We start from the raw sequence: 21,496 nt of genomic DNA on the forward strand, positions 1-21,496 counted from the left end.
ATACAATCATGTTTTTACCTTGAATCAACCGTTTTCTTGATATACCTACGTTTTTAGCTATTTTTAGTTCTTTCAGGTATTTCCCTTGCTAAGACTGGGTTTGGAGCCATTTTCGGTGTAAAAAATCTCAAAGTCCAGCTAATAGGTTTTACTATCGATCAGCGAGCAGCGAGATTTAATGGCCTCTAGTAAAGATAATTGTTGTTCTCGTCGTTTTTTATCTTTGACATCTATCATATCTCTGACTTGAGCTTTAGCTTTTTCATTTTGTAGATCAAACTGGGCAATTTCTTCCTGACTAAAGGTTCTAAATTCTCCCATATTTGTTTGATTTCGCTCATATCCAAGAGAGTCTAGAACATCCCCTGCAACACTTTCAAAAATTTTGACTTCTTCTTTTGTTGCTTTACTCAGAAATTTATTAGAATTTTTCTTGATAATAGGTTTAGATACATTAGACCATAGAGTACTAGATGATGATGTATTACTAGCTTCCCTTGAATTATAGAAATCCAACATTGTCGGGCTAAATTCTAGCTCTAGAAACCCACATAAATTATATAGACTTAGTTCAGGCGAATTAATCAGATCTTCATAACTCAAACTAAAAAATTGTTCACCTCTAAGTTGCTTTTTGATCTTTAAAGCTGCATGTTGGTCTTTTCTCCACTGTTGAGCAATATGAAAAAAATGCTTTTGTCCGACTACTGCTTCCTTGAAAGAAACTGCTACGTCTCGGCCATCTCTGTAAAGATATAAGTATTTGGCATTAGGAAGATAAGCATTGATTTGAGGAAAATAGTGAACATTAGCTAGGCTTTTGCAACACCAAATTTTGGCATCCCAAGCTTCAGCATAAATATCATAAACACTTGAGAAAACGGCAACTAATGTATTTTCCATACAACGAGACAAAATATTATTTCGGTCAAACTTGATCCTTTCCCAGGGAACAGGGTTTAATTTGATTAATTGACAAGTATCATTAACAAGCTGTTTAAAGTTTTTACTAACTGATAAATCACCATAGGTAAAGAGTAGGGGCATTAACCTTTGTATTATATGAGGAGGATGAGGTGCCGCAATGATACTTATTTCATTTAAGATAAGTCTCAATAAATTCGAGCCTGATCTTTGTGTACCAATCATTATTATAGGCAGTTTTGATGTCATATTTTTAAACCAATAAGTCTAGATATAATCCTATCATTCTTCAAAACGTCGAATCTTCCCTATTTTGTCTACATCATCCCCACGAATAACTATTATCCCATCAGAAGCCGGCCACCAAAGGTCTCCATAAAACCTAATCTCTTTAACATTAGCGATCGCTTCTCGACGACGACTTCTACCTTTTTTAACGGTAATATATTCAGAATTTACATCTATTACACTACCCGATCGACTATCACCACTGTTAAGTAACACAGTCCCATTACGAGGCAAAGAAACAGGAATAGGTTTCACAGTTGGTTTAGCTTCAGCTTGGACAATAGATTTAGGATTAGCGATCGCTTCTCTTGTCTCTCGGGCCATCAAAGTTAGGCAGGCCACCAAAAAAATAATTGTAATTCTAGTCATTTTTATTTTCCTGCTTTAATAAAAAGATTATCTATTACTAATCTAATCAATAATTACATTGATTTTATAGATTATTTCCACTTAATTTTTATTCATAAATCTTTCACAACCAAATGCTCAAATTGCTATAATAGATATTTGAATGCTTTAAAAGGGTGAAAATGCTTATTATAATTGCATCCTTTTCAAGATATTTTGATTATTACACGGAGTCAGTTTTTAAATAGTTTATCTTGAAATAAAATGCCAAAAATATGAAAGTTGAAAGCATATAAATAACGAAATACTTACCATAATCTAACTAAAACTATGAACACCAAAGAAAAAATAAATCAACAATTCAACCAATTAAATGAAGAGCAACTTAACCAAGTTGTTAAATTTATCGCCCTTCTAAAAATTTAGAGAAAAGTTAATTAAACTAAACCTAGAAACAGAAAAATTAGCCCAACTTTATCAAGAATTTGCCGAAGAAGATCGTCAACTTGCCGAAGAAGGAATCAATAAATATGGTGATTTATTAACTCAAGAAGATAGACTATGAAAAATGAACAATTATCTCTTACTAATCTATTCAATCATTATATTGATTTGATAGATAATTTCCACTTAATTTTTATTCATCTAAATAGTCAAATTCCTATAGTATATACCTAAGTCAAAACAGAATTTATATTTACAATTATGTTAGGAAAAATTGCCAGTTTATTAAGCTTTTTAGGAATAGGTTTATATTTTACAGGTTGGATTTATCGTTGGACTTACTTTGGTTATTTTCAACTAGAAGTCACCACCCTAGATTTACCTTTTGAATCATTTTTAATAGCACCAATACAAGTATTTTTAGGCAACATATCCATAGGAGACTTTTCCACTATTCTGCGCAGTATAAAAATAGCGATCGCGACTTTTATAATTGTTCAAATAAGTTTCCAAAGCATTAGATTTGCCAAAGAAGAATTAAGCAAAATTCTAGATAAAATCCGTTTAAAACTATTAAAATTAAGCCTCAAAAGTAAATACGATAAAATCTCTCCCTTTCTGCAACTACCCCTATATTTTCCTAAAAATAATCGCCAAAAAAAAGGCAAAGCTTTAATAAGTGAAATTGTCATAGTAACCTGGTTATTAACAGCCTTATTTTTCCTCGGTCAAAGTCAGGGAAAAGTTGATGCTATTCGAGACGCCCGCAACGAAACATCATTATTACCAGTAGTTACCTTAATAGCTCCAAAAGATACACTACCATTAGGCAGAAATATTTTCGATCTCACAGACGATCCTAACAGAAGTAATTTTCGAGCGATCGGAGACATTGAACTATATGAACAGCTAATACAAAGAGACTATAACAACAAAAGCGACGACAACATTCCCAAAGTAGTGTGGCGACTATTATTTGATGGAAACAGTCAATATTATATATTTCCCTCAATACCAAAAAACTCACAACCAAATGCTCGCCCTCCAGTTTTAGTCATTCAACAGAGCGAAGATGGAAAATATATCCTTATTCTCAGCCCTGAAACACCACCTCAACCTAAGCAAAATTAACAACCATTAGAACCTACTGTATGATGTAGTTCATCAATTTGAAAAGCCCTGTCAATGCAAAAATATTGATCTATAAAGGCTTTAGTATTTTTAGACTTAAAAAAACGTCTATTTTTCGGTCCTAAGAGCCCAAAATACTAACTTTTTGAGCTCTTCCTAGGCAGAAAAATAAAGGGAAAAATATATCCCACTACCTCCTCTATTAATTTCCTGTTTTTCTGTAGGGAAATTGCATAAAAAAAATGGGTTTCATCTCCCGTAGCGAAACCTCCTTACTTCTCCTACTGGGAGATGTTAAGGATGAGTCTCCTACTTCTGAAAAAGACTTTTTTAGCAAACCCTAACCTAATAATATTTAGCCTTCAAAAATGAGGCTTTAGACCCAATTATTTTGAGCAAGCAAACTTTTTTTTTGATAAATTTCAAGAATTACCGACTAACTTATCCCGCAAATGTTTAATGCGATCGCGTAACTTAGCCGCCTCTTCAAACTCCAAATTTTTCGCCGCTTCCTTCATCTGACTTTCTAACTTTTTAATCCACTCCGGAACATCATCCAAAGACAAATTATCCACCTGTTCATAAACCTCTTCCAACTGTTGAGAATTTAAACGGCGCGACACATCCAAAAACGCCAAAATAGCATTACTTTGTTTTTTCACAACAGGCCGTGGCGTAATATTATTCATCTTATTATATGCCAACTGAATACCTCGCCTTCTTTCAGTTTCATCAATAGCCTTAATCATACTATCCGTCAAATTATCAGCATATAAAATAGCCTGACCTCGGATATGACGCGCCGCCCTACCAATAGTCTGAATTAAAGAACGTTCCGCCCGTAAAAATCCCTCCTTATCCGCATCTAAAATAGCCACCAAAGAAACCTCCGGCAAATCCAAACCTTCCCGTAATAAATTCACCCCAATTAACACATCAAACTCTCCCTCTCTCAACCCCTGTAAAATCTCAATTCTCTTAATAGAATTAATCTCCGAATGCAAATAACGAACCTTAACACTTTGATCCTCTAAATATTCAGTCAAATCTTCAGCCATCCGCTTAGTTAAAGTCGTAATTAAAACCCTCTCTTCCAGCTTAACCCGTTCCCTAATTTCACCCAATAAATCATCAATTTGACCTTCAGTCGGACGCACAAAAATTTTCGGATCAACAACACCAGTCGGACGAATAATTTGCTCAACAATTCTATCCTCAGATTTTTCTATTTCCCAATTTCCAGGAGTAGCAGAAACCAAAATACATTGATTAACCTTTTCCCAAAATTCCTCAGATTTTAAAGGTCTATTATCCGTAGCACTAGGCAAACGAAACCCATGTTCAACTAAAACTTTTTTCCTAGCTTGGTCTCCATTATACATTCCTCGAATTTGGGGAACAGTCACATGAGATTCATCAATAACTAATAACCAATCTTTCGGAAAATAATCAATCAAACATTCCGGCGGTTCCCCTGCTTTTCTACCCACTAAATGCCGAGAATAATTTTCCACTCCATTGCAATATCCCACCTCCCGTAACATTTCTATATCGTATCTGGAACGCTGTTCTAAACGTTGAGCTTCTAACAACTTTCCGGCTTTTTCTAATTCTTTTAATCTCTCATCTAATTCTACTTCAATATCATTACAAGCAATTTCTAATCTTTCTTCAGGAGTAACAAAGTGACGCGCCGGATATACATTTAAAGACTCTAAACTTTGGAGAATATTTCCAGTTACAGGGTCAATATAACGAATAGCATCTATTTCATCTCCAAAAAATTCTACCCGAATAATTCTATCCTCATAAGCAGGTCCGATTTCCAAAACATCACCCTTAACTCTAAATTTTCCTCGACCTAAATTCAAATCATTTCTAGTATATTGAACTGTTGCTAAATCTCTCAAAATTTGTCGTTGATTAATTTCTTCTCCCACTTGTAAAGAAATAGCTGCTTTTAAATATTCTGACGGAATTCCTAAACCGTAAATACAACTAATAGAAGCTACCACAATTACATCTCGACGTTCAAAAAGTGACCTAGTTGCTGAGTGACGCAACATATCAATTTCATCATTAATAGAAGCTGTTTTTTCTATATATGTATCCGTTACCGGAATATAAGCCTCCGGTTGATAATAGTCATAATAACTAATAAAATATTCCACAGAATTATCAGGAAAAAAATCCCTTAATTCATTACATAATTGAGCAGCCAATGTTTTGTTATGAGCCAAAACTAACGTCGGTCTACCAACATTTTCTATGACAGAAGCTATAGAAAATGTCTTACCTGTACCAGTAGCTCCAAGTAAGGTTTGAAAATTATGCCCAGCTTGAATATTGGTAGTTAACTGAGCGATCGCTTGAGGTTGGTCACCAGTAGGTTGAAAGGGAGCTTGCAAACAAAATTTTTTCATGATTATTTTAAAATTAATTGTACCATTCTTCATGGTATCTTGAATTCGTCAAATTAGGATGAAAAGAAGGAAAAAAAATCGCACATTGACCCACTTTCTAGCCTGAAAGCGCGGATATTTCACTCAACTGCAACTCCAGCGAGTCGCACTTACATTTATCCCCCCCATGTTCGTTTAATGTCAACATTTTTAGGTATATTTATGGATAAAGTAGTATTCCCAAAATTCCTGCGATGGGAATTATCAGAATAACATCAACTTTGAAGCGTAAGAGAGCAAACAACCCACCGATTAAAATTAAAGCTGAGACCAAATGAATTTCAACACCTTGTAATAAAATAAATGCTGTAGTAAAAATTATACCAATTACAGCAGAACGAACGCCTTTTAATGCGGCCTGAATTGTAGATAAATTCTTAATCTGTTATAGTAAGTCAGAACAAGTCATCATCAACATTGCGGGGGGTAAAAACATACCAATAGTTGTAACCAAAGAACCTAGTATTCCCTTGACAGCATAACCAATGAAAGCCGCACTAATGAGCATGGGACCAGGTGTTATTTGACTTAAAGCGATCGCACTGGCAAATTATGTTTGGGTTACCCATCCATAAGTATTGATAACAGTCTATTGAATCATAGGAATGAAAACATAACCACCACCAAACAAAGTTAGGCTCATCCCTGAAAAAACCATAAAAAGTTTAGCTAGACTAGTATTTTCCAAAAAAGGAAGTGGAACTAAATACAAAACCAAGAACGCTGAGAGAACAAAGAAAGAAAGAACTAATTTTGTCTTTGAGATTAATGGAGAAGTGGTAGAATTAGAGATATTACTAGTAGATAGTTCACTAGCAGTAGTATCATAATATAAAAGGTAACCAAAAATTCCAGACCCTAGTACAATAAGCAAAGTTGTGTAAAATCCTTATACAAACTTGAGAATGATGAAGGCGGCAACGGCAATTGAAATAGACTGCCAATTTTTAAGTGTTCTAATTGTTTTTTTACTCAGTCCCCATATAGCTACTAATATAATGGCAACCATAGCTGGAATAAATCCAGCAAAAGCTTTACTAATGGCAGAAATTTCACCTACTTGAAAGTAAAAAGCCGTAAAGCTGACAACGAGAATATAGGTGGGTAGCAATACTCCAGTAGTGCTGGCAAATGCTCCTCTAATTCCTCAAATTTTTAACTTATGTAAGCGACAACATTTACCGCAACCGGTCCGGGAAGAATTGTTGCCAGAGAGATACCATCAAGTATTTCTTCATGAGATAGTAGCTTATATTGTCGAACAATTATACTTTCACACACTGAAACCAGTGCCAGAAAGCCCCCAAAAGATGTACTCCCAATTTTCAAACAATTTTCAAAAATGCCCAAAATAGAAAACTTTCTTTCTTTAACTTTGATTTAGCATCATTTGGGGTTGAAGTATCAATCATTCTGCCCATTTTATAAACATCCTGATCATAGATTTTATTATCTATTGATCAGTGATATTTAATAGCTTTCAGTAAAAATAATTATTGTTCTCGTCGTTTTTTATCTTTGACATCCATAATATCTCTGACTAGAGCTTTAGTTTTTTCATTTTGTAAATTAAACTAAGCAATTTCTTCGTGACTAAACGTTCTAAATTCTCCTAACTTTCAAAAATTTTGATTTCTTTTTTTGTTGCCTTACTCAGATATTGATTAGAATTTTTCTTGATAATAGGTTTAGAGACATTAGACAATAGAATACTAGATGATGCTGTAGTTATAAGCTTCCCTTGACTTATTTGAGGCCATGCACCGAAAGACAGCACTTGCTAATGTCTGAAATCTGGGACTAGGTCCTCACACGGTATCCCCGTGGGAAGTAATTTAACCTTCATAAGTATCAGAGTTATCCTTTTAAAGGACTGAGCAAATGTAAAACGTTAGAGTTTACTTAGGTCAAAGGAATTGCATACCCTCAATAATAGGATTTATCCTGACTTCTGCTGGGGTAGTTCACAGTAGCAAATACATCTATAAAATATCTATTAGAGTTTCTTGTGGTAAACACTACACAAAAAAGACCAGTAAAGTATGTAGGTTCAAATATTGCCCTATTACTGACTCCATACCTACAAAAATTAGCAAAATTGCTCTATCGCACTTATCTCGAGACCCATCCTAGCCAAGTTAGACTTCCTCAAGGTGTGGCCATTAGTCTCATTAGTTATCGAGCTGGTCTAATATTCTCCCAAAAGCCAATTTTATTACCAGGGGAATTTTTTGTCCCTTTAGAGTTGATTGAATCAAAAATTTATTGATAAATTAGTTTTGATTTTATACTCTCCGCCATATAGAACTTGGCTCCTTAAACAGTGAAAATTTCGACTCTTAAAGGGATGATCAAACTCCATCTACGAACCCCCAGAAAATCTCAAAGTTATTCCTATTTCAGGATATAAGAATATTAGTAGCCCTAGATAGTAGTGGTAGATAGAATAATTTGGTGATGGGTTTATTGGAGTATTGGTCAAACTTTTTTCTTTTAAGCCATCAGGTATAGGCTCATGAGCAATTGGCACGATACACTAATTAAGTTAACAAATCTTCACTTGACTGTAAAATTAATTATGCCAGAAGTAATGAGAAAAGATTAGAAGGAAGTAACCTCAAAAGCTAGGAATGTCACTTTGAACTTTTGATAATTATATGGATTTACTTATAATGTGGCCTCTAACTCTAATTGTATTTCCCCTAGGCGCATCTATTGGTAGCTTTCTCAACGTTGTCATTTATCGGATACCTGCAGGATTATCTATTCTGTGGCCTCCATCTCGATGTCCCAAATGTCATAGTAGATTAAAAGCTACAGAAAATATCCCTATATTTGGTTGGCTACGGTTGCGCGGACGTTGTGGTCATTGTCATAGCCCTATTTCTATTCGCTATCCAATAGTAGAATTAATTACAGCCTTACTATTTTTAGTTGTTTTTGGGAAATTTGGAATTACTATCTCTACCCTAGGCTACTGGTTTTTTTTTAGTTGGTTACTGGCTTTGTCTATGATTGACTTGGACACTATGACTCTGCCTAATCCTTTAACTCAATCAGGGTTAATTGTAGGTTTGTTTTTTCAAATGCTTACCACATTTGAAGAAAATTTTCAAGTAAATAATCTAGTAAATTATTTGATAATAGGTATTATTGGAGCGGTAGTTGGTCTATGGCTTTTTGACTTAATATCTATATTTGGTTCCATAGCTTTTGGGCAAACAGTTATGGGTGGAGGAGATGCCAAACTAGCAGCGATGATAGGAGCTTGGTTGGGCTGGAAATATTTATTATTAACTTGTTTTCTGGCCTGTGCTATGGGAGCACTTGTTGGTGGAGGAGCGATCGCCTTACGTTTACTAGATCGACGACAACCAATACCTTTTGGACCATTTTTAGCAATGGGGGCTGGTTTAACCGTTATCTGGGGTGATAATATACTATCTACTTACCTTAATCTTTTTTTTCCTGGGTTCTAATTTTTCCCTGAGTTCTAATCTTGATTTTTAGAGATTAGGGAGTTTGGCCACAGTTTTTTATATAAAAATACACCAAAATTATCAAACTAAATTTTACAATATTACATAGATTACTTGAATTTATAGTCCATGAACAGAAATTAGGATATAGAATTTTAATGGCATAACAAAGTATGTCATCAATGTACTCATCCAGAATTTTCTTATATTGCTCTAACCTTAACTTGTAGAACTAAAGATTTTTTGCCTGAAAACTTATTTTAATAAAAGTATAATGGTGAGCTTTAGCAAAAGTATAATCACAAAATAATTAACTCAAAAATATTTTAATGTCTCTATTTGATTGGTTTGCAAATCGACGGAAATCATCTCAGGACCCTCAACAGAGACCTGAGCGAGAAATTGCTGATGGACTTTGGATCAAATGTGAAGCTTGTGGTACTCTGACTTACACAAAAGACCTACAAGCAAATCAAATGGTTTGCCCAGAATGCACACACCATATACGAGTATCTAGTGAACAGCGAATTCAGCAATTAATAGATTTTAACACCTGGGTGCCAATTGACCCAGAACTCAGAGCAACAGACCCTTTAAAATTTAGCGATCGCAAACCATACAGTGATCGACTCCTTGAATATCAAAGAAAAACTGGGCTTCCAGATGCTGTACAGACAGGTATCGGCAATATTGAAACTGAACCTGTGGCCTTGGGAGTTATGGACTTTGGATTTATGGGAGGAAGTATGGGTTCAGTTGTGGGAGAAAAACTGACCAGATTAATCGAAAAGGCCACTCAAGAAAGTTTACCTGTAATAATTATTTGTGCTTCTGGTGGAGCCAGAATGCAAGAAGGTCTTTTAAGTCTGATGCAAATGGCCAAGATCTCTGGTGCTCTAGAACAGCATAGAGAAGCTAAACAGCTATATATTCCAATTTTAACTCATCCGACTACAGGTGGTGTAACTGCAAGTTTTGCCATGCTTGGAGATATTATTATCGCTGAACCAAAAGCCACAATAGGTTTTGCTGGACGGCGGGTGATTGAACAAACAGTTCGTGAAAAGCTACCCGAAAACTTTCAGACTTCTGAGTATCTATTGAAACATGGTTTTATAGATGCCATTGTACCTCGTACCCAGTTAAAGAAAACTCTAGTTAAGTTAATTCGCTTGCATAAACCTCATTCTCTTACCTTAATTTCCGATGAATCATTAGAAACTGGACCACACTGTCATTTACCCTTTCAGGCAGAGTCACATAATTTATCAACAACTGATAATAAAATTCAACCCACACCTCAGGGTTAAATTCTCAGTTTTTGATGGCTGAAGTAAAAAGGGGTGAATTGGCCCGAGAACATGAAAAATGTCCTTATGGTACTGACAAATTTTCTGAGAGAAAAAATGCCTGGAGAAGGCAGCAGAACTCAGCAAATCTTAGTCTGGGCCAAATCATTCTGTCTATTATCTAAAACTATCTAAAACCTTTGCTTTTCCAAGGACTTATGCTTTTGGGAGATATGGTCCTTTGTCTGTCTATAATTAAGTTTATTTTTTACTTGTCAGTCCCAATAACCCCCCTGAGAACTGTTGTCAAAAATTTTTTTATTAGCTTTATCTAAATTAAATTAAAATATAAATTAACAAAATATTATGGGTTTTGCAGATATATCAATCCAAGAAATAGCGGAAGACTTTAATGTCCATGTAAATGAGGTACTTCGTCTGTGTGACCAAATGAGGATTTCTTATAAACATTCTCAAACTCGTTTGGCCTTAGAGGATGCCAAAGCAATTATGTCTCATTTACTAGCTCAACAACAAAAGTCTGATTCCTAATAAAAGTTATTAAGTACTTGACTAATTGACACCTGAAGACCGATAAATAAAAATTAGAGAAAAGTTAAACAAACCTAAAGTTTTGTAACTTTTGGTTCCTGCATAAATATTTCTAGTAATCAACATACTTGTATTGGTTGATTAACTAACTTGCCAGTTTTAAGGAGAAGAAACTTGAAAAAATTTTTCATATCTGTGGTTTTTATAGTATTGCTGACATTTACAACGTTCATCAACAGTGCCACTGCTGCCAAATTAGATGATAATGTTCGTACTTTACCTCTGAATGAGGACAAAGAAGTTGTACTTACTATTAAAGAATACACACAAGGCAAAAGGGAATTTACTAATGTTTGTTCTCAGTGTCATGTAGGAGGAATTACCAAAACAAATCCTGATGTTTCTTTAGACCCAGAAACTTTAGCATTGGCCTATCCAGCACGAGATAACATAGAAGGTCTGATAGACTATATGCAAAACCCTACTACTTATGATGGGTTTATTGAGATATCTGAATTTCACCCAAGTATCAAGAGTGCTGATATTTACCCAGAAATGAGAAATCTCACTGAGGATGATCTATATGCGATCGCCGGTTACATTCTTGTACAACCTAAAGTTCTAGGTAAACAGTGGGGAGGCGGTAAAATCTTCCGCTAATATTCTTTTTGTTGAAAATATTGATTAATGATTTTAGATTATTGTTTTTTTGATGGGAGATAAAGTTTTCTGTTAATTAAACCCTAATCTAAAATCAGTTATTGATGTTTAATATTTATAAATAGGTAGGCATAAAATTTACGTTTTTACAAAAAATTTCAAAAAGAAACTAGAAGCAATTTATAAACTGTTTCTCACTGTTTTGAATTCATCAATTTTTAGAACAATTAAAACTACCTACCTAGTTACCAAAGTAATTAAAGTATCATGTTGAATAAATCATTACTGATTCGTTTTGTACTAACAATATTAATTATTGTTCAGGTAATAATTTTTGATACTCAACCAGTTCAAGCTGCTGTAGATTCATATGTCAAAAGGTATTTAGATGCAGAAATACCAGTAGGAATTAAATTAAATAAGCAAGGTGAGCTAAAGAATTTTTCTGCTGAAGATTTATCTGAGGGTAAACAAACTTTTGCTAAAAATTGTCTAAATTGTCATGTAGGGGGGGCAAATTTAGTTAATCCTTCAGTATCTCTATCCTTGGAAAAACTTAAGGGAGCAACACCTCCAAGAGATGATCTGAATAACTTAGTTGCTTTCTTGAGAGACCCGATGATATATGACGGTAGTAGTTATACACTTTTCTGTCGTCAAATTACTGAAAATTGGATGTCTCAACAGGAAGTAGAAAATATAGCGGCATTTATTTTAAGGGCTGCACAGAAAGCTCCTTATTGGGGAGTAGAAAATGTTCGCTGATATACTCCCTGGCCTTTACAGTGGGAGTGTTGTGACTTCACTGAAATTGCATAGCAGAAACATTAACTCCTGTCCCTATATTTTGATCCTTCCTCAACTTTTTTCTGGTCTGGGGTGAAGGTACATCAGAGCAATTTTCCTGCGCGGTATACTCCAGTAGGAATTTTGCATATAACCTCCCTACTGGTTTTGGCTGATGATGATCTGGTTCATCAATTTTAAAAATGCTGTCGTCTTTTTTCTTTAAACCCTTGAGCTGCTGTCAACTGTAGTCACAATTCAAACAAGAAGAAAATCACTTAGATAAATGCTGTGATGTATAATATTAATATCGGCTCTGAACCTGTGTCACTTCTGTTGCTGTAGATGCTCCGATACGGGGTGCAGGTGGGTCAGAAAGCTGGGAATTAGATATATCCAAATCATCCAGTGGTTTAACTTGAAAACTTGCAGAAATATCTGCTCCGTTAACAATAACTCCTAAAAATTTTGGCCCAGATGTACTTTCTTCATCTTCTTCGTCATTTGTTAGCTGTTCTATAATTTCTGTCAGTATACCTGATGTAGTATAATATGGTCGAGTTATAATAATCATTCCATCAGTATATGGCTCCAGAATAAAAGCGTCATTATTCTGGTTCAGACAAGAAGTATCTAGAATGACAAAATCAAAACGATGTCGGGAGTCTGAAAGTAACTTTTGCATTTCACTAGATTCTATTATTCTTCCTGGTTGTTTGACAACAGCAGGGCTAGGTATAATATAAAGGTTTTCTACCTCTAATACTTGTCTAATACAACTATTAATATCCCCATAATAACGGAGTGGTTCAACACAGCTATCTGGATCAGGAAAAATTTTGAGGGACTCAGCTTTTGATGGTGACCTTAAGTCGGTTTCAATGAGAAGTGTTCGTTTACCTGCTCGTGCCGCAGCGATCGCTAAATTATAAGCACAAAATGTTTTCCCTTCTCCTTTAACTCCACTACTCAAAAGCACAACTTTTGGAGCTTGACTTCCCTGAAGAGACAAGTTTGTCCGCAACTTTTCATAGAATTCTAGTTCTGGTGAATTACGCTCTATTAACAAAGGCATTTTCTCTAACTTCATATCTGGGTCAAAATTTATCACATCAGGCAATACTCCCAATAAGGGCACCTCTTTTTCTTTTAAAACTATTTTAATTTCTTCCCAATAATAGAACTTACCAGAAAGCATTCCCAAGATAAAAATTAAACCTCCACCAAGAACTATACCTGCAATTCCTCCTCCTACCATCATTAAAGGCATTGCTATTTCTCCTGTCTTACCTAGCTTACTAACATAAGCTTCCTCAGAAACCGTTAAACTGCTAGTTATCTCTGCCTCTGCTACCTCAGCATCTTCTAAGGTAGATCGCATCTGATCAAGACGAGACTTTTTCAGAGCAACTTTTTCTTGCAACTGAGTCAGTTCTAATTGCTTATTAGGAATATTTCTATACTCTAATTGTAATTTTTGCTCAGTTTCAATTGTTGTCTGTAATTGTCGTTGTAACTGCTCTTTTTGAGCTTTTAAAGCAATTAGAGTTTCTGCTAACTGTTGTCTTGTAGGGTCTAAAGAAGCATCAACTCTAATTTGCTCTACTTGTCTCAATGGTGCTGCAATACCATTACCTCCTAAAACTTCTGCGGCACGTTGTTGTAGTTGTTGTTCTGCAACTTGTTTTCGCCTACGCAACTCAACTACGGGTGGATACTTTTCTGTAAAATCTAATAATAATTTATCTAACTCATTTTCTACTTGATACAACTCTACTCGGAGATTTGCTATAATTGGATCTGCTGCTAGTGCCCGGGCTACATAAGCTTGATCTGCAGTTAACCCTAACTGTTCTTCTAAACTATTAATTTGAGCTTCCACCCCTTCTAACTGTAATTTCATCTGAGTTTGTTGTTGTCGGTTACCTGCTATCTCTCCTGGTAAAGCACCTGCTCTTGATGTTATCAACAAAGCTTCTTCTTCTCTCTCAAATTTCTGTAGTTCTTGTTGAGTGTTTCTCAATTCTTCAATGGCTGCAGGCAAGCGCTTATTGACTTCTTCAATAATAGCTCTTTGATAAGTAGTATTAATTTTTCGGCTTTGCTTGACTATTTCTGCCATCAGCATATTTACTATTTCTAGGGCTTTTGCCTTGTCTGTATCTTGATAAGATATTGTGTATATACCTTTTTTCTGTCGTAATTTCAGTATTTTTGGGTCTACCAAAAATTTTTCTGCTACTACTTTTCTAACTTCATCATTTAGCAACCTCTCTGTAGTAACTGCGGCAGCTTGTTCTTGAATTTTAGTACCAGTCTCAGAAAATAATACTGCAGGACGAATATTTATCAGTTTACCTGCAATTGTATGTTTTGCTTTAGGAACTGGCCGCATAGCAACTATTCCTGAAACACCTAATGCTAGTGCAAAAGTTGCGACTCCGACCCACTTGTATAGTTCTAAAACAATTAAATAACGTTTAACAATAGGTATAGCCATAATCCAATTTTTATTGATAAATAGAATATATTACAACTGAGTTTTTGGAGACTGTTTGTTATGCTAAAGGTGAAAAAAAGAATGTGTTTACATAATAAACGGAATAAAAGGACTTTACTTGAGGGCTGCTTTATCAAACTTAGACAAAACGCTACATAGCCTGACTAGTTGATGTTGACTTCTTGCTGCTGCTGATGCCGTCGGTGGTTACTCATCCACAGCTATTCACGGGTTTTTCCTGACTCCATTTCTTAAGTTGATACTTACATTCAGATGGCGGTTTATAGATATCCTACTATTAGGTTTGATATCATGGCGACTTTGTTCTGATGGTGTTTTAATGGGGTTTATTTCTCCACTTTTTTCCCATCTAACTAAAGTGCGGACGTTGACTCCTAATATTTCACCAGCTTCTCTAGGTTTGACGAATTTTACTACATTATTATTAAAGACAACTAGTTTATTATATCACTTGATAACGTAAGTTGTCAACTAACTCAATTCTCTATTTTTCATTGTTTAGCTATGGCGATCGCCTAATTTTTATATCATCTCCTGTTGAATAATTCCACTTTGGAGGAGGTAAGGCAGGAGGCTCTGTGGCTATCAGCAAGAGGATAAAATTGGCATTTACACAGAATTTACCGACTGGCACGTCCTGACGGTGAGGATGAATACCAGAAAGCCTATAAATATTCTGTTTTCAAGGTTATTTGTCTAGGTCCTTATTATACTGCAATTTGATTGATATTCTGCCTAGCATTCTTGAGTAATGTATTAAATATGCTACATCAGTTTTAAAAAAAAATTTCGACCCCCTAAAGCGGGACAATAAAGGAAAAAGAAAAACAGGGCAAAGGGCAAAAGGGGAAAAGAGAAAAGGGTTAAAGAGTTCTCCCGCCATCGCAGACAAGACGAAAACCAAAAGTGAGGCTGTGGTCGTCGCGCCTATTATAGTAGAGGCGAACCGCAGAACGGCAAAAAAGAGGATTGTTGCTCCAAGAACCGCCCCGCAGCGGTGATCGAGCTTTATTTCCATTTAGCCAAACACTGCCATCTGTAGGCGCACCATCATAGTTATCATGCCATTCATCAGCACACCATTCCCAAACATTCCCGTGCATATCGTACAAACCAAAACTATTGGGTGGAAAAATTCCCACATCTGTTGTTTCTTTTCTATATATTCCTTTTGGCGCATTACCGTAAGTGTAGTTGCCATCATAGTTAACTAACTCAGGTGTTATAGTCTCTCCAAAATAAAATGGTGTTGTTGTTCCGGCTCGACAAGCATATTCCCATTGACTCTCACTGGGCAAACTATATTTTCTTCCTGTTATTTGTGAGAGTTTCTGACAAAATTTTATCGCGTCATTCCAACTTACTCTTTCCACAGGACGACTTGCACCTTTAAACTTAGCAGGGTTATTTCCCATAACTGCTTGCCATTGTGCTTGAGTAACTACATACTTTCCCATGAAAAATTCCGGCACATCTACATAATGTTGCGGATCTTCGTTATCACGTCTTCCTGCTTCCGTCTCTGGAGACCCCATCAAAAACCTACCTCCGGGAATTTTTACCATTTCTAGAGAAACTCTATTACCCAGGTTTTCTGTCATTACTTCTGCTTTACCTTTAGTGCGGCTTATTATTTTTCCTGTGTTGTTCAGTTTAACAGTGGTAAACTCCTGGGTAACAGTTTTTTGTTGTGGTGGAGTAGAAATATCTGCTGGTTCTAAAAGTGCTTCTTGGTCAGAAGTAGAAATATTTTCTGTAGATGGTTCCTTGAGAAATCTTTGAGTTAAAACCGTCCCCACAAACCCGCTTCCGGCTAAACCTCCTAATATCAAAAATATGCGGCTTATTATTTCTCCTGTGTTGTTCAGTTTAACAGTGGTAAACTCCTGGGTAACAGTTTTTTGTTGTGGTGGAGTAGAAATATCTGCTGGTTCTAAAAGTGCTTCTTGGTCAGAACTAGAAATATTTTCTGTAGATGGTTCCTTGAAAAATATTTGAGTTAAAACCGTCCCCACAAACCCGCTTCCGGCTAGACCTCCTAATATCAATATTTGCCTTCTGGTTTTTTTGCCTGGGAGTTGGGTTTTAGGTATAGATCTAGTTGGAGTTTTTGCTTTTGGCTTTGGTTCCGACTTTGGTTTCGACCTTCCTTGTGGCTTTCCTTGTGGCTTTCCTTGTGGTTTTGATGGAGTTTGAATATTTAAACTTTCTAATAATTCTGTTGACTTTGGTGGTTGAGTTTCTGAAGTAGGTAAATTCTCAAAATTCTCTGGTTTTGGACTAAATGGAAACTGACTAAAATCTCCCAATTTTTCCTGAATAGCTATCTCATTCAGAGCTTCTATTGCATCTTCATCAGGACCTTGAGCCGCATTAAGTACCATTCTCCAAAGAGACTTAGCCTTTCCAAATTCTCTTTTGCTTTGTGCCCTAAATGCATCAAGTTTTAAAGTTGCAATATCAGCTAAAGTTGCATACTTTGGCATCAAAATTAAATGAGATTTTTCCAGAGGATCAATAGTAATACGAGGAGTTTGTTTTCCCTTATCTTGAGATAATTCTTTCACCCTATATTTTAGGTAATCATTCAGTTTTTCTACAGTTGCTTTTTGACCTTTACTACCTAACCCTTCTAATAATGCATAAGTAAAAGCTCCTTGTTGAAATTCTTCTAATTCCCAAGAATATTCATTAGGACTACAAGAAAAAATAGTAATTACTCCCTTTTCAATAGCTTCCAGTTCTGTTTGTTCTCCTATTCCTTTACCTCCCCTTCTTGCATCACCCTCATCTCTACAAGCATCCAATATCAAAACTACATTATCGGCTCCACATTTTTGAAGTTGTTGAATAATATAATTAACAGAAATTCCACTTTTTTGAACATTTTTATAACCATCAACAGGAATGAGATAATCAATACCATTCTCTCTAAGACCATGACCACTAAAAAAAAACCAAAAATTATCACCAATACCCATAAATGGTTCTTTAAACTGATTTTCTAACAAGAATTCTAAATTAGAACGAGTTGGGCGAGTATAATCACCATTAATCTCTGGAGAATAATCTGAGTAGTAAAGAACCTCATCAAAACCTGCTTCTTCCAGCAAAAAATTCCTCATCTTTTCAGCATCATTAGCTGCATATTTCAGAGGAGAAAAAAACTGATATTTCTGAACACCTATAGTAATTGCTTTATTAGTCATCCTTTCTCTGCTGTCGTTTAAACTTCAGCTTAATAGCACCTTTCCCACCAGCTTGGGCCCCATTTCCTAAAATACTAATTTTTCCTTCTCCATTTACTTCAACTGAAAGCTCAATTTCATCCAAAGCAATTTCATTACGAGTTTGTTTTTCAGCCCTAGTTAATAACCGCTCAACAACGTCAATTAAATGACTCATTTCTGATTCTAGAGTATCTACTTTAACTTCAAATTCTCCAACATTTTGAACTTTACTTTTATCTGATAATTTAGAAGAATTGCTATGAGAAAATTTAGGAGTAGGTGGAATAAAAGTATCAAGGCTTTTAGCTCCATCTTTCTGACTATTTTGATTAGTATCAGGAATATTAGCATCACCATAAGTAATAATTCTAATTGTGTCTGACATAAAAGTTATTTCTCCTTAACTACTTTTTATCTATCCGCCTCAAAAGAAGACCGACATTATAAATAATTTTAGCATAGGTTAAGTTTTCATCAATCCCTAAAAAGTAACTTTTCCTCGGAAGAGAGCTTAACCCACCGCAACTATTTTTGGGAGGGGAGCTTGTTGTCGCCGTGAGGGTACCTGATCAACCTGAAATATGCTGTATGTGTTCTGGTACTTATTATTTAGAAAAATTCCTAAAGCCCCTTTCAAATTGATGAACTGCATCGCCATCACCAAAACCTTTTAGGAACCTTGCATATAGGGAACTTACATCAGGTTGTCTCACTGTGTTCTACCGAGATCAAAACTACTGTAACCACAAGCATTACTCCATGGAACCCCATAATTCTAATTTTCAAACTGCAAACACCACAAATAGGTAGCCGCTTATTTTGAGAACAGTTGAATACCTCGCCGTTTTTTCAAGTTAAGTACAAAGTTCCAAAAAAAAAGAGAGCCTTTAAACCAAATTTTTAGGTAAATAATTTTGTGTAAATACTGAAAACATAATTTATTAATTTCCTTCTTTACTTATTGCTAAAAATTAATTCTTAATTAATTCCTTCTACGATTATTATTTCTACGATTATTTCCACCACCACCTAAAAATAAATTAGAGGCATCCTGTTGTAAAGAACGGAAAAACAGCAACAATTCCAGGGAACTTCTGACAGGAAGTGTATATTTTTCAAATAAATAATTAATTTGATTAATCCAAGTACGGTCAATCACAACTATATCCTCATTCTGAAGTAAAATATTTTGAGAACTATCCCCAAATATCGCTTTTTTACCATTCAGTTCTCGCCTAATTATTTTGCTTTTTTCCTTATCAAATCTAATTAAATTAATTGCCTCCAAATGTGCTGAGTCTACCGCTATACCATTGAGAATATCTATTAATTTGCTACCATTTGGAAGATTAGTAGTAGCCAAAGTATCATTAGGATGACTAAAAATACGAACAGTAATTTGTTGTTGACTCAAAGTTGACTTAGCAACTAACTCCCGGTTATAACCAAAATCTGATCCTGGTTCTAGTGGAGGCACAATGATAGCATCCCCATCCTTTAAAGGAATATTAGGCAAGTCAGTAGAATTTTGCAAAGGAGTATATAAATCAATTATTTCCTCGATCACACTACCATCACCTAAAGTCCGCCGAACTAAAATTCTGCGCAGATCCGCAGTTAGAGAAGCGCCACCAGCAGCGAACAAAGCAGAAGATACCTGACTTGCAGGGTAATAACCAGGTCGAGTCACTTCTCCATTTACAGTAATAATACCAGTAGTTAAAGCCCCTGCCTGACTATAGTTAGTGAGTAGTTCTCTGTCTTTCTCTTCAGGTTTAATAGACTTGAGAGAAGGTATAATGACTACATCCCCATCTTCTAAGCGTAAATTAGGAGGAGGACCACCTTCCTGTAGTGGAGTTAAAATATTTACTATCTGACTAACTATAGAGCCATCAGCTAAAGTCCGACGCACCTCTATATTCCGTAGGTCTGCTGTAAAAGTTGTTCCACCTGCTGCCGAGAGAGCATCTGAAATTTGATAATTTCCTCCTACTGGATAATAACCAGGTCTTGTAATTTCTCCAGCTATAGTGACTCGGACCGGACGTTGTACAACCAAAGATATTGATACTTCTGCATCAATGATAAATTGACTGAGGCCAGAAGTAATTTTTGCGATCGCCTCTGATATAGTTAAATTTTGCAATAGCACAGTTCCGATCAGAGGCATTTGAATTGTACCTTCAGGACCTATAGCTATTGTTACATTTAAATCAGGAAATCTTTGAACTTGAATTGAAAGTTGATCTCCAGGTCCGAGCAAATAACGTCTGAGTCGTAAATTTGGATCCGAGTCGAAATTAGGATCTAAAGGCGGAGAGCCTATAGATGGATATTTTATATTATTATTATTTTGTGAAATATTTGGTTGAGAATTATTAGGTAATTGAAGTTGCCCATAAGCAATTTTGGGAAAAATTAATCCAGCTAAAGTAATGGTTATAGTACTAGAATAAAAGTTTGCTAAAAATAAATAAATTAACTTTCGATAATAGTCATTAATCATAATTTTTAACTAGTTTTGTTTGATGCAATTTTCTTATTACAATAAGTAACTATTCATTGATTTTAACTATGTGATATGTGAAAAGTTAGAGTAACTTAATCTAATTGTAATTTTGATATTTAAGGATTATTTGAATGCGTTTTTTATCAGTGACGCTTGAGTTTTTTGCCCAATAGAAATGAGCTCTGGGAGATAGGGATCTATATCTGTTAGAGGTTCGATAGGAAATATAATACTTACTGCTACCCAAGGCATGCGCTTTTTAGAAGCCATAGCGAATCTATCAGCCCAAAACCAATCCCTAGGTTCTGGACTTCCTCCTCCAGGCCAAGCATACCACTGCATAATTGCATAAGTTTGTTCACTTGTCCAACCTCGAAAGAATCTAGCCTTTATATTAGGATATTGTTTTTTTATCTCTGTAGTTCCATTATCATCTTCTACTGTTTTCAAAGTAAATTTAACAGTCTTTTGGGAATCTATTTTCCAACGATTAAGCCCACTTATATCCATCCATTCTACTTGAGGCTTGTCTTCTGGTCCATTAGGAGTTAACAGTAAAAAAACTATTTCTCTAGTATCATTTTTAACTTTTTGCAGTAACCATTTATGATTAGAAATTATCAATTGTTGACGATATATTATTGGCAAACCAGAAATAGTTAATCCGTCTTTTCTTATTTGTCTTAAACTTTTTAAATAAGGTATAGAGGCTGTATTTTCCCATGACCATTTTCCTGCTATATAACCAGGCAAAGTTCCTACTACTAAAATAATTAGCAGAAATAGTACTAAGATCACTTGTGGAAATTGATGTTTTTGTAATTTATTGAAAGGATAAAGCATAATAAAAACCTCTGATATTTGGTGATA

General features: G+C 35.2%; 17 protein-coding genes and 2 pseudogenes. 7 read left to right on the top strand and 12 right to left on the bottom strand.

Annotated features, from left to right (window positions below):
• Positions 1–138: 138 nt before the first annotated feature.
• The gene (locus TERY_RS12795) at positions 139–1,173 is read right to left on the bottom strand and encodes a sulfotransferase (RefSeq protein ID WP_011612228.1); all 1,035 of its coding nucleotides are present in this window, start codon (positions 1,171–1,173) and stop codon (positions 139–141) included.
• A 33-nt stretch (positions 1,174–1,206) separates the two neighbouring features.
• The gene (locus tag TERY_RS12800) at positions 1,207–1,581 is read right to left on the bottom strand and encodes a hypothetical protein (protein ID WP_011612229.1); all 375 of its coding nucleotides are present in this window, start codon (positions 1,579–1,581) and stop codon (positions 1,207–1,209) included.
• A 684-nt stretch (positions 1,582–2,265) separates the two neighbouring features.
• On the opposite strand from TERY_RS12800, the gene TERY_RS12805 reads away from it, so the two are divergent.
• Positions 2,266–3,135: a hypothetical protein gene (locus tag TERY_RS12805; protein WP_011612230.1), complete on the top strand. Its 870-nt coding sequence runs from the start codon at positions 2,266–2,268 to the stop codon at positions 3,133–3,135.
• 422 nt (positions 3,136–3,557) lie between these two features.
• Here the strand turns inward: TERY_RS12805 and uvrB are convergent, their stop codons facing one another.
• The 4 genes and pseudogenes from uvrB to TERY_RS35065 all read right to left on the bottom strand — a co-directional run bounded on the left by uvrB (position 3,558) and on the right by TERY_RS35065 (position 6,947).
• The gene (gene uvrB, locus TERY_RS12810; protein ID WP_044137500.1) at positions 3,558–5,558 is read right to left on the bottom strand and encodes an excinuclease ABC subunit UvrB; all 2,001 of its coding nucleotides are present in this window, start codon (positions 5,556–5,558) and stop codon (positions 3,558–3,560) included.
• Positions 5,559–5,757: 199 nt separating this feature from the next.
• Positions 5,758–6,105 (bottom strand): annotated as a pseudogene (locus TERY_RS36910) (chromate transporter).
• Positions 6,106–6,486: 381 nt separating this feature from the next.
• Positions 6,487–6,708 carry a chromate transporter gene (locus tag TERY_RS35060; protein WP_196797017.1) on the bottom strand — a complete coding sequence of 74 codons (222 nt, stop codon included), beginning with the start codon at positions 6,706–6,708 and terminating at the stop codon, positions 6,487–6,489.
• Positions 6,709–6,752: 44 nt separating this feature from the next.
• On the bottom strand, positions 6,753–6,947 hold the full coding sequence (locus TERY_RS35065; protein WP_196797018.1) for a chromate transporter: 195 nt from the start codon (positions 6,945–6,947) through the stop codon (positions 6,753–6,755).
• Positions 6,948–7,605: 658 nt separating this feature from the next.
• Between TERY_RS35065 and TERY_RS12820 the strand changes: the two genes are divergently transcribed.
• From TERY_RS12820 to psbV2, 6 genes are all read left to right on the top strand, one after another.
• Complete coding sequence (locus TERY_RS12820) at positions 7,606–7,866, top strand: hypothetical protein (protein WP_011612233.1); 261 nt, start codon at positions 7,606–7,608, stop codon at positions 7,864–7,866.
• Between the two features lie 388 nt (positions 7,867–8,254).
• Complete coding sequence (locus tag TERY_RS12825) at positions 8,255–9,076, top strand: prepilin peptidase (protein WP_011612234.1); 822 nt, start codon at positions 8,255–8,257, stop codon at positions 9,074–9,076.
• A gap of 329 nt (positions 9,077–9,405) precedes the next feature.
• Positions 9,406–10,386, top strand: coding sequence for an acetyl-CoA carboxylase, carboxyltransferase subunit beta (gene accD / locus TERY_RS12830; RefSeq protein WP_011612235.1), 981 nt, complete (start codon positions 9,406–9,408; stop codon positions 10,384–10,386).
• A 345-nt stretch (positions 10,387–10,731) separates the two neighbouring features.
• Entirely contained in the window at positions 10,732–10,917 is a 186-nt protein-coding gene (locus tag TERY_RS12835; RefSeq protein WP_011612236.1) for a hypothetical protein, read from the top strand.
• Positions 10,918–11,091: 174 nt separating this feature from the next.
• Positions 11,092–11,577 (top strand): photosystem II cytochrome c-550, encoded by a 486-nt coding sequence (gene psbV, locus TERY_RS12840; RefSeq protein ID WP_011612237.1) that lies wholly within the window; start codon positions 11,092–11,094, stop codon positions 11,575–11,577.
• 267 nt (positions 11,578–11,844) lie between these two features.
• Positions 11,845–12,342: a photosystem II cytochrome PsbV2 gene (gene psbV2, locus TERY_RS12845; RefSeq protein ID WP_011612238.1), complete on the top strand. Its 498-nt coding sequence runs from the start codon at positions 11,845–11,847 to the stop codon at positions 12,340–12,342.
• Between the two features lie 325 nt (positions 12,343–12,667).
• Here the strand turns inward: psbV2 and TERY_RS12850 are convergent, their stop codons facing one another.
• From TERY_RS12850 to TERY_RS12870, 6 genes and pseudogenes are all read right to left on the bottom strand, one after another.
• The gene (locus TERY_RS12850) at positions 12,668–14,863 is read right to left on the bottom strand and encodes an AAA family ATPase (RefSeq protein WP_011612239.1); all 2,196 of its coding nucleotides are present in this window, start codon (positions 14,861–14,863) and stop codon (positions 12,668–12,670) included.
• A 225-nt stretch (positions 14,864–15,088) separates the two neighbouring features.
• Positions 15,089–15,268 (bottom strand): annotated as a pseudogene (locus TERY_RS33055) (hypothetical protein); the annotation flags it as partial.
• Between the two features lie 479 nt (positions 15,269–15,747).
• The gene (locus TERY_RS36915) at positions 15,748–18,093 is read right to left on the bottom strand and encodes an SUMF1/EgtB/PvdO family nonheme iron enzyme (protein WP_011612240.1); all 2,346 of its coding nucleotides are present in this window, start codon (positions 18,091–18,093) and stop codon (positions 15,748–15,750) included.
• Complete coding sequence (locus TERY_RS12860) at positions 18,086–18,499, bottom strand: Pepco domain-containing protein (protein WP_011612241.1); 414 nt, start codon at positions 18,497–18,499, stop codon at positions 18,086–18,088. Before TERY_RS12860 ends, TERY_RS36915 begins: the two co-directional genes overlap by 8 nt.
• A 597-nt stretch (positions 18,500–19,096) precedes the next feature.
• Complete coding sequence (locus tag TERY_RS12865; protein ID WP_011612242.1) at positions 19,097–20,623, bottom strand: SLBB domain-containing protein; 1,527 nt, start codon at positions 20,621–20,623, stop codon at positions 19,097–19,099.
• Positions 20,624–20,749: 126 nt separating this feature from the next.
• The gene (locus TERY_RS12870; RefSeq protein WP_011612243.1) at positions 20,750–21,469 is read right to left on the bottom strand and encodes a cyanoexosortase B system-associated protein; all 720 of its coding nucleotides are present in this window, start codon (positions 21,467–21,469) and stop codon (positions 20,750–20,752) included.
• Positions 21,470–21,496 lie beyond the last annotated feature (27 nt).

Source organism: Trichodesmium erythraeum IMS101, from assembly GCF_000014265.1.
In the GTDB taxonomy this organism is placed as follows: Bacteria; Cyanobacteriota; Cyanobacteriia; order Cyanobacteriales; family Microcoleaceae; genus Trichodesmium; species Trichodesmium erythraeum.